11 protein-coding genes are annotated in these 13,148 nt (G+C 56.3%); 2 read left to right on the top strand and 9 right to left on the bottom strand.

Going from position 1 to position 13,148, the window contains the following annotated elements; genetic code table 11:
* Positions 1 to 54: 54 nt before the first annotated feature.
* On the top strand, positions 55 to 2,961 hold the full coding sequence (gene ileS, locus ABWV47_RS13960; protein WP_353312825.1) for an isoleucine--tRNA ligase: 2,907 nt from the start codon (positions 55 to 57) through the stop codon (positions 2,959 to 2,961).
* A 78-nt stretch (positions 2,962 to 3,039) separates the two neighbouring features.
* Positions 3,040 to 3,492 (top strand): methylated-DNA--[protein]-cysteine S-methyltransferase, encoded by a 453-nt coding sequence (locus tag ABWV47_RS13955; protein WP_353312823.1) that lies wholly within the window; start codon positions 3,040 to 3,042, stop codon positions 3,490 to 3,492.
* Here ABWV47_RS13955 and ABWV47_RS13950 read toward each other — a convergent pair whose 3' ends face one another.
* The 9 genes from ABWV47_RS13950 to ttcA all read right to left on the bottom strand — a co-directional run bounded on the left by ABWV47_RS13950 (position 3,493) and on the right by ttcA (position 12,872).
* A complete protein-coding gene (locus ABWV47_RS13950) occupies positions 3,493 to 4,188 on the bottom strand; it encodes a CDP-alcohol phosphatidyltransferase family protein (RefSeq protein ID WP_353312821.1) in 696 nt (231 codons plus the stop codon).
* Between the two features lie 121 nt (positions 4,189 to 4,309).
* Positions 4,310 to 5,134: an NAD(P)-dependent oxidoreductase gene (locus ABWV47_RS13945; protein WP_353312819.1), complete on the bottom strand. Its 825-nt coding sequence runs from the start codon at positions 5,132 to 5,134 to the stop codon at positions 4,310 to 4,312.
* 45 nt (positions 5,135 to 5,179) lie between these two features.
* On the bottom strand, positions 5,180 to 6,580 hold the full coding sequence (locus tag ABWV47_RS13940) for a PepSY-associated TM helix domain-containing protein (protein WP_353312817.1): 1,401 nt from the start codon (positions 6,578 to 6,580) through the stop codon (positions 5,180 to 5,182).
* 74 nt (positions 6,581 to 6,654) lie between these two features.
* Positions 6,655 to 6,978: a DUF2946 domain-containing protein gene (locus tag ABWV47_RS13935; protein ID WP_353312815.1), complete on the bottom strand. Its 324-nt coding sequence runs from the start codon at positions 6,976 to 6,978 to the stop codon at positions 6,655 to 6,657.
* Positions 6,979 to 7,022: 44 nt separating this feature from the next.
* A complete protein-coding gene (gene yihA, locus ABWV47_RS13930; protein ID WP_353312813.1) occupies positions 7,023 to 7,676 on the bottom strand; it encodes a ribosome biogenesis GTP-binding protein YihA/YsxC in 654 nt (217 codons plus the stop codon).
* Positions 7,676 to 8,419: an MOSC domain-containing protein gene (locus tag ABWV47_RS13925; protein ID WP_353312811.1), complete on the bottom strand. Its 744-nt coding sequence runs from the start codon at positions 8,417 to 8,419 to the stop codon at positions 7,676 to 7,678. The genes yihA and ABWV47_RS13925 overlap by 1 nt, the downstream gene beginning before the upstream one ends.
* A complete protein-coding gene (yidC, locus tag ABWV47_RS13920; protein WP_353312809.1) occupies positions 8,419 to 10,233 on the bottom strand; it encodes a membrane protein insertase YidC in 1,815 nt (604 codons plus the stop codon). Before yidC ends, ABWV47_RS13925 begins: the two co-directional genes overlap by 1 nt.
* A 154-nt stretch (positions 10,234 to 10,387) precedes the next feature.
* A complete protein-coding gene (locus ABWV47_RS13915; RefSeq protein ID WP_353312807.1) occupies positions 10,388 to 11,896 on the bottom strand; it encodes a putative bifunctional diguanylate cyclase/phosphodiesterase in 1,509 nt (502 codons plus the stop codon).
* A gap of 106 nt (positions 11,897 to 12,002) precedes the next feature.
* Positions 12,003 to 12,872 carry a tRNA 2-thiocytidine(32) synthetase TtcA gene (gene ttcA / locus ABWV47_RS13910; protein ID WP_353312805.1) on the bottom strand — a complete coding sequence of 290 codons (870 nt, stop codon included), beginning with the start codon at positions 12,870 to 12,872 and terminating at the stop codon, positions 12,003 to 12,005.
* Positions 12,873 to 13,148 lie beyond the last annotated feature (276 nt).

The following is a 13,148-nucleotide window of genomic DNA, read 5'->3' as shown; positions in this document are numbered from 1 at the left end:
ACCGCGCCGCCCCTTGACCATTCCCAATACGACCGCCTGAAAAGGACCGGACACATGTGTGCCGATACACCTGAATACAAAGATACGCTGAACCTTCCAAAAACCGATTTCCCCATGCGCGCAGGCCTGCCCAAGCGTGAGCCCGCGTGGCTGGAGCGGTGGGAGAAACTGGGCGTTTACGACCGTCTGCGCGAAAAGGAAGGCCGCGAGCCGTTTATTCTGCATGATGGCCCGCCCTATGCCAACGGCCACCTGCACATCGGCCACGCGCTGAACAAAACCATCAAAGACATGATCGTGCGCTCCCACCAGATGATGGGCCGTGATGCGCGCTATGTGCCGGGCTGGGATTGCCATGGCCTTCCCATCGAGTGGAAGATCGAGGAGCAGTATCGCAAAAAGGGCAAAGACAAAGACGCGGTCGACATCGTTGAATTCCGTCAGGAATGCCGCAAGTTTGCCGAGGGCTGGATCGACATCCAGCGCGAGGAATTCAAACGTCTGGGCATCACCGGCAATTGGCCAAATCCCTACATCACCATGGACTACCACGCCGAAGCTGTGATCGCGGATGAGTTCATGAAGTTCCTGATGAACGGCACGCTGTATCAGGGCTCCAAGCCTGTGATGTGGTCGCCGGTGGAGAAAACCGCACTGGCCGAGGCTGAGGTGGAGTACCACGACAAAGAGAGTTTCACGATCTGGGTGAAGTTCAAGGTGGCCAACGAGGGCTCTGATCTGAAAGACGCCCATGTGGTGATCTGGACCACGACGCCTTGGACGATCCCGTCCAACAAAGCGGTCGTGTTTGGTCAGGACATTGCCTACGGCGTCTATGAAGTGACCGGTACACCTGAGGAAAGCTGGGCCAATGTCGGCGATCGCTTCCTTTTGGCGGACAATCTGGCCGGGGACGTGATGGCACGTGCTCGTTTGGAAGACGGCATGTGGAGTCGCGTGCGTGATGTGGCCGCTGACGAGCTTGCAACATTGCAGCTGACTCACCCGCTGCACGGTGTAGAAGGCGGCAATGGCGAATGGGATGATATCCGCGATTTCCGCGCCGCGCCATTTGTGACCGACACCGAAGGCACCGGCTTTGTGCACTGTGCGCCGTCTCACGGTATGGAGGAATTTGAGCTCTACCGTGATCTCGGCATGCTGGAGAGTGTTCTGACGTACAATGTCATGGACGACGGTGGGTTCCGCAAAGACCTGCCGTTCTTCGGGGGCAAATACATCCTGAACCGCAAAGGCGGCGAAGGAGATGCCAACAAGACCATCATCGACAAACTGGTTGAGGTCGGCGGTTTGCTGGCCCGTGGCAAGATCAAACACAGCTATCCGCACAGCTGGCGTTCAAAGGCGCCGATCATCTATCGCAACACGCCACAGTGGTTTGCATCAGTAGATCGCAAGCTGGATGACGGGCAAGGTGAGATGGGCGACAGCATCCGCGAACGCGCGCTGCGCTCCATTGATGAGCTGGTCAAATGGACCCCGCAAAAGGGCCGCAACCGTCTGTATTCCATGATTGAGGATCGCCCCGATTGGGTGCTGTCGCGTCAACGGGCTTGGGGTGTGCCGCTCACTTGTTTTGTGAAAAAGGGTGCGCTGCCAACCGATGAAGGCTTTTTGCTGCGTGATCCTGAGGTGAACGCCCGTGTGAAAGCTGGCTTTGAAGAAGAAGGCGCGGATTGCTGGTACATGGAAGGCGCCAAAGAGCGGTTCCTTGGGGATGGCTATAATTCCGATGAGTGGGAGCAGGTGTTTGACGTGCTCGACGTGTGGTTTGATAGCGGCTCCACCCATGCGTTTGTGCTGCGTGATCGTGAAGATGGCGCGGCTGATGGCATTGCCGATGTCTATATGGAAGGCACCGACCAGCACCGCGGTTGGTTCCACAGCTCGCTGTTGCAGGCTTGTGGCACCAAGGGACGCGCGCCTTATCGCAATGTGGTCACGCACGGGTTCACGTTGGATGCGAAGGGCAACAAGATGTCCAAATCGCTCGGCAACACCATTGTGCCCGAAAAAGTCGTGCAGCAGTACGGTGCGGATATCCTGCGGTTGTGGGTGGCACAGACGGACTACACCGCTGATCAGCGGATTGGCCCGGAGATCCTGAAAGGTGTGGCCGACAGCTATCGCCGTTTGCGCAACACCATGCGGTTTATGCTGGGGTCTTTGTCTGAATTCAGCGAAGCGGATCGCGTGGATGTTGCGGATATGCCGGAGCTGGAGCGTTGGGTGCTGCACCGTCTGGCAGAACTCGATCACCAAGTGCGCAAAGGCTACGCGGACTTCAACTTCCAAGGCGTTGTCTCGTCGGTGTTCAACTTTGCCACCGTGGAGCTGTCTGCGTTTTATTTCGATGTGCGCAAAGACGCGCTGTATTGTGACGGGGATACCCTGAACCGTCGCGCGGCACGCACTGTGCTCGACATCTTGTTCCACCGCCTGACCACGTGGTTGGCACCCGTGATGGTGTTCACAATGGAAGAGGTCTGGCTTGAGCGGTTCCCGGGTGAGGACAGCTCTGTGCATTTGATCGACTTCCCGGAAACGCCTGCGGATTGGCTGAACGAGCCTTTGGCGGCGAAATGGGCTGGTGTCCGTGATGTCCGCCGGGTGGTGACGGCGGCGTTGGAAGTGCAGCGGACTGACAAAGTGATCGGTGCATCGCTTGAGGCGGCGCCGGTGGTACATGTGCGCGATGCGGATGTGGTTGCGGCACTGAAATCGGTGAATTTTGCCGATATTTGCATCACATCAGCTGTCGAGGTGAACAACGACCCGATGCCAGCAGAAGCGTTCCGCCTTCCGGAGATCGAAGGCGTGGGCGTTGTGTTTGAAAAAGCCGATGGTGAGAAATGTCAGCGCTGCTGGAAGATTCTGCCTGATGTAGGTCAGCATAGCCATGTTGGCGTGTGCGGACGTTGTAATGACGCGCTGGGCTAAGGCTAGTTTCACTCCAATTGATGCTTAATCAGAGGCGCCCCGCTTGCGGGGCGCCTTTGTCTTAGGCAGGGTGGGTGCATGTTCAAAAAGACCGTAGAGACCCCGACTGGCCCAATCACGCTGACCGAAAAGGACGGCGCCATCGTGCGTGCGGAATGGGAGCACGGCGGAGACGATGACACGCCGCTTTTGCGAGAAGCAGCGGCGCAGTTGCGGGCCTATTTTGAAGATGCAGACAATGGGTTTGACGTGCCATTGCGCGTTGAGGCCTCGGCGTTTCAGCAATCTGTTTGTGAGGCGATGCTGGCGATCCCATTGGGTGAAACCTTAACCTACGGTGATCTCTCAAAGGCGCTTGGCGTGCCCGCACAGGCCATTGGGCAGGGCTGTGGCGGCAACCCAATTCCAGTGATCATTCCGTGCCACCGTGTTTTGGGGGCATCGGGTTTGGGTGGGTTTTCAGGACGGGGTGGCGTGGAGACCAAAGTGTGGTTGCTCAAACATGAGCGCGCCGGTGGCTTGCTGATTTGATCAGAGCGTTTCGCGGAAGATAACTTGTTGAGCTGCGCCCGCCAACGCAAGATAAATCGATGTGGCGACCAGCCCCCAATGGGCCCAGCTTTCTGGATGAAAGTCCACCCAAGCGGCCCAACCGGCAAAGAAGGTCCAAGCCAACGCCATGGGCAAGGTGACCCAACGCCAGCGCTCTGTGCGCACTGGGTGCACAAATTTGACCGGTAGAAACATCGACGTTGCCAGCAGCGTGACAAGCGCAAGGCTGACCCAGAAGTTTGGCTCAATCGCAAAGATCACAATCACCAGCATGTTCCAGCATCCCGGAAAGCCGGAGAAGGAGTTGTCTTTTGTTTTCATGCGTGTGTCAGCGAAATACAGCGCTGAGGTAAAGGTGATGACAATGATCGCAACCCAGCCGGTCCAACCATCCATCAAACCAGATTTGAACAGCGCGAAGGCCGGAATGAACACGTAAGTCAGATAGTCGATGATCAAATCCAGTAGGACGCCATCAAACTCCGGTGCGTTTTTCTTTACGTGATAGTGGCGTGCCAGCGGTCCGTCGATACCGTCCACAATAAAGGCGACGACCAGCCACAAGAACATCAGGCTCCAATTGCCGTCCACTGCTGCAAGCATGGCGAGCATCGCAAAGACGGCACCGGTGGCGGTGAAGAGGTGGACGGAGAGAGCGCGGCTACGAAGTGTCATCCTCGTGTCATGCCGGAAACGGCGGCTGAGTGCAACGGTTGTAGCCCGGAACGTTGGCAAGTGTTTGAGGTCGGTGGCAGGTGTGTCCGGCAAGGATGCATGTCCCCCAAAACCGCAGTGATCAGCGGCGGGGTGTGAGCGAAAAGATCGCTTGCCGAATGGTTTCTGGAAGCGTTGTGTCTGCGCCCTGAGGAGCCGCGTCGAGCGCTGACGCCACGTCTTTGGTGAGGATGCCTATCGTGTTGTCTTCGTGCCAACCGTCACGCGCGAATTCGATATCGTTGAACCCTGAAGCGAGCCAGTTCTGCCCAGAGGATGTGTGGATCAGGCTAAGCAGGGCAGTCTCGTCGATGTCTGATGCATCCGCCCAGTCAAGCACAAGGCGCGTCATAGCGGTGTTTGAGGCGGCAAGCAGGTTGTTCAGAACCTTGGCCTGCATGCCGGCGCCAAACGCACCCATGTTGTGGAAATTTTTGCCCATGGCATCAAACAACGGCTGAAGTTGTGCAATGTCCTCTGGTGCGCCGCCGAGCATAAAGGACAGGCGGGCATCTTGAGCGGCGATCGCAGCACCAGACATGGGGGCGTCGAGCAGCGCGATGTGCTCAGGGACGCGTTCCCTCAGGCTTCGGACATAGCGTGGCGATAGAGTGGAAGAGATCACAACTGTTGTCAGGTTCGGCGCACAGCTGATGAGGTTTTGACCGCCAAATAGGACGTCGTCGGTTTGGGGAATGTCACGCACCACAGTAAAGAGCACGCGCAGGGAGGCCGCAAAGTCCTTCAGTGGCAAAAGGTCGGTGGACCGTATGCCAAGATCTGATGCGGATCTGACGTCAAACCCTTTGGCATCAAATCCCGCCCTTTGAAGTGCGCGCAACATAGGGGCTCCCATACGGCCGCATCCCGCAAGGCCGATGCCGTCGTTTTTGAATGCCCCGTACATGGTGATGCCTCCGTGCGATGGATGTGCACGGAGGCCATCCAGTTTTTAAGAGAAGACGCGTTTGAGCGCCGGAATGTTGCTCAGCACTAACACGTCAAAGGCAAGCACGGCCACAAGTGTGATCCCAACCAGCGGGAAAGCCACCGATACCACGGCAGCGATCAGCAATGCGCCTTTCCACAGCGGCATTTCAGACGGTGCCGGTGGGGCGGCCAGGCGCAAACTGTTGGTTGGACGGCGTTTGATCCACATGACCACGCCGGAAACACAGACAAAGATCACAGAGAGGCAAAAGACCGTGTTCAGAAGCAGATTCCAAAGTCCCATCAGACCCATGTGAAACGGAATGCTGACGGCCATCGATTTCCCTGCCAGCGAATAGTCGGCAAAGCGTACATCCGCGAGGATTTTGCCCGTGTACTGGTCGACGTGGATGGTGACGTCGCCCATCGGATCCGTGCTGTCGCTGCTCATGCTGTCGCGGTTGATGGTCCAGACACCGGTTTCACTGCCGGGGTATGCGACACGGAACCGGCCTTCAAGTCCAAGGTCGCGACCAAGGGCGGTGAGACTGTCGATGTCCACAGGGGCGCCCTCAGCGGTGCCGGCGACACCAGAGTCAGAGCCAGAAGCAGGCATTTGAGTTTGTTCCAGTGCCCAAGGCACATCATTCTGGTTGCCATGACCCATGCTGGCATGAATGTCATCAGACAGAGGGACATTGTCCCATTTTTCGGCAGGGAAGGTGGACCAAGCTTGTACAAACTTACCGCCCCAGATGCCTGCCCAAGAGAGACCCGAGATGAGGAAAACCACCAAGATTGCCGACATCCAAAAGCCCACAACCGCGTGTAGACTTTTCCACAAGGCGCGACCGCGCGCAGCGAAGTTGGGGACAAAGGCAGCGGCGGCGTTGCCGCGTGGCCACCACAGATAGAGGCCGGTTAACACAAGTACGAGGCCAAGCCCGGCTGCAATCTCGATCAGCCGATCCCCTGTGTCTCCAAGCAACAGTGAGCCGTGGATGTTGTCTGCCAAATCATAGAGCCCGGCGCGGCGGTTCCAGCTGTCCAAAACGTCACCTGTGTAGGGATCCACAGCCACCATCATTTGATTGGTGTCTGTTTTGACGCGGAACACTGTGGCCAGCGCATCTGATTTTGGACCGATATACTCGACCACCTCTCCGGGCACCGCGGATGTGGCGGCGGCGGCTTGGTCGCTGATCGTCAACGCGGTGCCAGCAGGGGTGACGGCGATCTTCTCGCCATCACGGCCGTCAAATTGTGTGAGGAACATCATCATCATACCGGTCACAGCCAGCATAATGAGGAAAGGCACCACATAGAGACCGGCATAGAAATGCCAGCGCCAGGCGGCGAAATAGAGTTTTTGGGACAGGTTTCTGGAGGTGGCATCGCCACCAATTTGGCTGTTTTGAGCCATTGTGTGAATCTCCTGATGTGCCGCAACCCGAGCTTGGCGGGGCGGTCAATTGATCTGTGTTTTGTGAAGAAAGATCAGGAGAGGATCGGAGGTCCGCGTGCGTCATAGCGACGGTGAAAGCCTGCGCTTTCGTGGGTGAACCTTTGGTGTGTCCAGCGCGCGGTTAAGCCGCTGTCCAATGGCAGTGAGAAAGGCCCGTTTAGCGCCGGTATTGCGAACGCCAAGACCGAAAACGCACAGGGGCTTCGGTCGTCATCCACCTGTTCATGCAATGGCAACGGGGCGCCCGTATCATCAACGACCACCTCGATCATGTCGCTGCCGGTACAGATCACCAATACCATTTGCCCATCAGCCAGAGCTTTGGGCATCCATCCGGTTGGGATGGTGGCGGACACAAAAATTGCCAGCAGAAGGGTGAGGGTGCTCAGCAGCCGCAAATCTATTCGAGACCTGCGATGATCGCGCGCAGGGTGCCAATGCCTTCACCTTTCTCGGAGCTGGTCAGAACCATCTCTGGGTAGGCAGCGGGGTGTGTGGCGAGTTTCTTGCGCACTTGGTCGAACACTTTCTGACGATCTTTGTCTTTCACCTTATCGGCTTTGGTCATCACAACCTGAAAGGTAACCGCAGAGCTGTCCAGCAAAGACATGATCTCTTCGTCCACATCTTTCACACCGTGGCGGCTATCGATCAAAACAAATGCACGACGCAAGTTTGCGCGGCCAGACAAGTATCGTTTGAGCAATCTCTGCCACTTCTCCACCACCGCCAGAGGTGCGTTGGCGTAGCCATAGCCGGGCAAATCGACAAGGTAGTGGCTTTCGGTCAGCGTGAAGAAGTTGATTTCTTGCGTACGGCCCGGTGTGTTGGAAGCCCGCGCCAATCGTGTGCGGCCTGTCAGCGCATTTATCAGCGTAGATTTCCCGACATTGGAACGTCCGGCAAAACAGACCTCGATCCGGTCGCCATCGGGCAGACCGTCCATGGCAACAACACCTTTGAGGAATTCGGAATTGCTGCCGTCAAACAGTTTGCGGCCGCGTTCCATTGCAAAGGCTTCGGGATCGTCAACAAATGGGAATGGAAGTTGCATCAAAGCACCTCTGCTGTGTCGCCAACGGCGATATCACCGGATTTTGTCACCACACCGTAGACACCAAAGTCCTGATGACCAAAGGCCTCGTTCAACGTGCCGATCGTGTCGGCGTCGCGTTTGCCGGTATCAGGGTTGGACGTGGTGGCCATGCAACGCGTGATACGTTCACGTATTTCGATCTCAGTGGTTCCGATCCGAAGTGTTTTGCCGAGCCAGTCGAATTCTTCCCAAGGCGCAAAACCGTCAAGCCAGATGTTGCCCCGCCAGCGCTCTGTTGACAGGGATTGCCCCATGCGGCCTTCCAGCGCGCGGTGGCTGGCGGTGGTGTGAATCGCAATTGAGGGGAAGGCGCTGTCGGTCATGCCATGTTCGCCAGCGGGCACCAATGTCACGGAGGTCGCGCGATCAGCAGGCATGATCGGGCGGACCCACTCAATAAGCTTGTCGCCTTGGGTGTTGGGATCAAGCGTCAGATCCCACAAATCGGGGTGCTGCAATGTGATCTTATTGCTGGCTTCGTCTACTTTGGCGGTGATCGCCATCAATGATGGCGCGCCGGCAGCACGCGAGAAATTGCGGCAAGACGCCCATTCTCCGCCTTCGGTTTTTGCGGCCTCATGGGCCACAGCGTAGCGGCGATCCCATGGGAACGTCTGACCTTCGACCAAAGAAATGTGACCCACGGACTCGCGTCCGTGGGCCTTAATTGGGTGCCGCCAAAGAGCTGCAACAGTGCCCATTACTTGGCGTCCTCCTCGGACTTTTTCTTCTTATTGAAGCTCGATTTTATGTTGCCAAAGACATCCGGCTTGTACCCGTGCTGTCGCATGATCGCGTACTGTTGGATGAAGGTGATCACGTTGTTGGTGATCCAGTACACCACAAGGCCAGAGGCAAAGCTGCCGAGCATGAACATGAAAACCCAAGGCATCCAAGCAAAGATCATTTGCTGTGTCGGATCGGTGGGGGCCGGGTTCAGTTTCTGCTGCAACCACATCGAGATGCCCAGCAGGATTGGCAGGATGCCAAGGCTGAGGATTTCAAAGAATCCAAGCTCTGGCACTGCAAATGGCAGCAGGCCAAACAGGTTGATGATCGAACTGGGGTCCGGCATGGAAAGGTCGGTGATCCACCCAATCCACGGGGCGTGACGCAGTTCCAGCGTGACGAAGATCACTTTGTAGAGTGAGAAGAAGATTGGGATTTGGATCAGGATCGGCAGACAGCCCGCCGCCGGATTGACCTTTTCCTTCTTGTACAGCTCCATCATGGCTTGCTGCACCTTCTGGCGATCGTCACCAGCTTCTTCTTTCAGCTTCTCCATTTTCGGCTGAAGCTCTTTCATCTTCGCCATAGAGGCATAAGATTTATAGGCCAGCGGGAAGACGATGATTTTCAGGATCACTGTCAGACCAATGATGGCCCAACCCATGTTGCCGATAAACCCGTTGAGCCAATGCAGAAGTGCAAAGATCGGCTTGGTCAGGAAGGAGAACCACCCCCAGTCGATGGATTCAACGAAGCCTTCAACACCGCCATTGTTTTGATAGGCGCGAATGGTGGCCCATTCTTTGGCACCAGCAAACAGCTGGCTTGATGCTGCCGCAGTTTCGCCCTGCGCGACGGTCAACGTGCGCATGACCGCTTCGGTTTGGTAGATGTCGCGTGTGGCGTCATATTTGGCGACTGATTTGAAGCCTGCGTCGCCGCCTGGGATCAGGGTGGCCATCCAATAGTGATCGGTGAAGCCGACCCATCCATTGGTTTCAACCTGTGTCACCTCAGCCAAGGCGCCTTCGCGCGGCTCGAAGATGTAGTCGGTCATCTTATCATATGACGTCTCGGTGAGCTCACCGTCGGCCATAGAGATCATACCTTCGTGCAGGATGAAGAAGTTCTTCAGATCCTGCGGCTCACCATAGCGCGCGAGCACGCCATAAGGCGCCAGCGACACAGTGCCCGCACCGGTGTTTTCCACAGATTGCTCCACAGAGAACATAAAATTGTCATCCACAGAAATCGTGCGGCGGAATGTCAGGCCTGCGCCATTGTCCCATGCCAGCACAACAGGGGCGGTGGTGGTGAGTGTGTCGCCACTTTCCACAGACCAAAGTGTGTTGGAGCCAGGCACTTGGTCAAGCGTCAGACCTGCGCCAGGTGCCCAGCCATACAGCGCGTAATACGCATTTGGTTCACCATTGGGCGACAGAAGCGTCACAATTGGAGAGCCATCTTCGAGCGTTTCGCGATAGTCGTTGAGCTTCAGATCGTCGATGCGACCGCCCAGCAGAGAGATCGTGCCGGAGACGCGATCTGTTGCGATGTCAACACGCGGTGCGTCGGTTGCAACGGAGGTTTCTACAGCAGAGGTTGAGGCATCCGCGGTTGACAGAGCCGGGCTCGAAGTTGCCGTTGGGGCTTCAGAGCTTGCGGTGACCTCGGGCGCGTTGGGGTCTTGAGCAACTTCGGGTGGCGGAAAAAAATAAAACCAAACCAGGATGACGCCAAAGCTGAGCGCCGTTGCGAGAATGAGGTTTTTGTTTTGATCGTCCATTGCCGCAAGCCATCTGTCGTTGAAACGTTGGGGAGGTTCAACAGAGGTGGCGACCAAAGGTCAAGGGGATTCGACCGCAAACGCGGCAAAGGCAGCAAGACGTTGCCCGCTGAGCTGGTAGAAGAGCGCGCAAAAAGGCGCAACACGGAGTAGATCAGCGCGGTTTTTGGCCAATCTGAAGAGCAGGGCCGATTTTTTCTTGATGGGCCTTCATCCACTTCAGTGTCTCGTGGAACGGCATGGGGCGGGCAATGCCAAACCCCTGAACGTGTGAGCAGCCAAGTTGCGCCAGCATTGCATGTTCCGCAGGGTTTTCAACACCTTCAGCCAGTGTTTCAAGGCCCAAACGTTCAGCCATGGTCACGATGGCGGCAATCATGCGTTGTTGATCTGGATCGCGATCGATGTTGGTGACAAACGAACGGTCGATCTTGATACGCTTCACAGGAAGGCGGCGAATGGATGAAATTGACGCATGGCCAGTGCCAAAGTCGTCCAAATCTATAGAGCAGCCCATGGCATTCACAGCTTCGACGTTGCGCACAACCATATCATCCGGTGTCCCAGCGACGACGCTTTCCAAGACTTCGATTCCCAGGCGATTTGCCTCCAATTCGGTGCGGTCAAGCTCCCATTGGATACGTTCGACCAGCGTGGGACTGCGCAGTTCTTCTCCTGCAAAATTCACACCGACCATCGGCACGGAGAACCCGGCGTCATCCCATGCGCGCACCGCATCAAGCGATTGGCGCAACATCAGATCGGCCAACTGCCCCATCTGACCAGTTTGGTGCAGCACTTCGAGGAATTGAACTGGGGCAAGGATGCCACGCTCTGGATGCTCCCAGCGCGCCAGAGCTTCAAAGCCTGTGACTTGGCCGGTGTCCGTGGAGACCTGTGGCTGAAACCAAGCGCGGATTTGGTCGCGTTGAAGCGTGCGCGCTGCTTCGCTTTGGGTTTTGCGCCGAGAAATTACTTTGCGGCCCATGTCGGTGGAGTAGGCCCGGATGTTGCTGTCACCCGTCAACTGTGCCTCACACATTGCCATATCAGCGGCCTGTATCATCGCTGTGGCGCTGGGACGATTCAGTCGGGAAGACAAGCAGAACCCAATCGAACATGTGACATAGATCGAAGCCATTTGCAGTGGAATGGGCTCCTCGATCGCGGTCTGAAAGCGTGTCGCCATCTGAATGCCGCTTTCGATATCAAAGTGCGCAATGGGATCGAGCGCGACCGAAAATGCTGCGTCGCCAGCCCGAGAAATCAAATCACCGCCGCGCAAGGCGTTTTTCAACCTGTCCGCGACATAGCGCAGAACCTCTTCTGCAGCCTGATCACCATGATTTTCGCGCAAACGGGCGAAATTATCAATTTTGATCGAGAAGCACGCTGTTGTGCGCCCATCCTCGTCGAGCGTTGCCATTTTCTCCTGCATCTGGCGTTCAAATCCAGCAGGGGTCAGCAAACCAGTCAGGCCATCCACCTCATTGCGCGCGCGCCGACGTGTGCCGGTCATAAATGAGGTGGTCATCAGGAACGGCAGAGGTAGCAAGAAGGCACACACCAAGAGTCCAACTTCGCCAAAGGCAAACCATGCACCAAGCGAAATCGCGGGAATAAGCAAAGGTACCGCGCGCCGCAACGCCGATTCCTGGCTCAAAAAAGCCCGTATCGTGGTCAGGAGCGGTTCCAATCGCGACTGCATATGAGGTGTCCCGTGCGGCATTAATCTCAGTATAGTGTCATTGAATTTGTTAAGTGACTCGTTAACGCAACTTCGGAATAGCTTCGGAGTTTTGCTCAAATTTTACAGAGTCTCGCATCAACCCGGCGAAATCGAACAACTTCGGATCCATCATATGGCTGGGGCGAATGTTGGTCAGCGCTTTGAACATCACTTGTCTACGCCCCGGACTGTTGGCTTCCCACTGATCCAAGATTTGTTTCACTTGCTGGCGCTGCAACCCATCCTGTGACCCGCAAAGATCGCAGGGAATGATCGGGTAGTTCATGGCCTTGGCGAATTTCTCGCAATCCGCCTCTGCGACATGTGCGAGGGGGCGGTACACAAACAAATCGCCTTCCTCGTTCACCAGTTTGGGCGGCATGGTTGCCAAGCGCCCGCCGTGAAACAGGTTCATAAAAAAGGTCTCAAGGATGTCATCGCGATGATGTCCCAGAACCACGGCGCTACAGCCTTCCTCGCGCGCGATGCGGTAGAGGTTGCCGCGACGCAGGCGGGAGCACAAAGCGCAATATGTCCGGCCCGCGGGCACTTTATCTTTCACTATCGAATAGGTGTCTTGGTATTCGATGCGGTGCTCGACCTGCATGTGTTCCAGAAACTCTGGCAACACAGTTGCGGGGAACCCCGGTTGGCCCTGATCCAAGTTACAGGCCAAGATATCCACAGGCAGCAATCCACGCCATTTCAATTCGTGCAGGACAGCGAGCAAAGTATAGGAATCCTTACCTCCCGAAAGGCAGACCAACCATCGGGTCCCCCGTTCGATCATGCCGTACTGCTCAATGGCCTCGCGGGTTTGACGCACGATTCTTTTACGCAACTTCTTGAAATTAGAAGAAGAAGGGGCGTTGTGAAACAGCGGGTGTATGTCGTTCAAGTCGTCTAGCATATGCCGCCTTACGCAGAGTGGTTTGCATAGGTCAATCTATCCCCAAGGATATCCACAGGATGGTGGTGCGTCGCAAGCACTGCTTTTTGATGTGTTGCATTATATCCCACTTAGAGAGCAAACGGCTGAATTTTTGTTCTGAGCGGGTGGGCGAGAGCGCAAAGAGGCCGGAAGAAAAGCAAGGGGATAGGCGTGAGCCAGACCAACGGGATGTGACGGCAAGTGGAGCGGCATGTCACCGGGAAGACCACGCACAAAAAAGCGCCCGTACCCAAA

It is taken from the genome of Shimia sp. NS0008-38b, assembly GCF_040370365.1.
Taxonomy (GTDB): Bacteria; Pseudomonadota; Alphaproteobacteria; order Rhodobacterales; family Rhodobacteraceae; genus Shimia.
The sequence above is the reverse complement of the archived record's forward strand: the minus strand, read 5'-3'. Positions and strand labels throughout refer to the sequence as shown.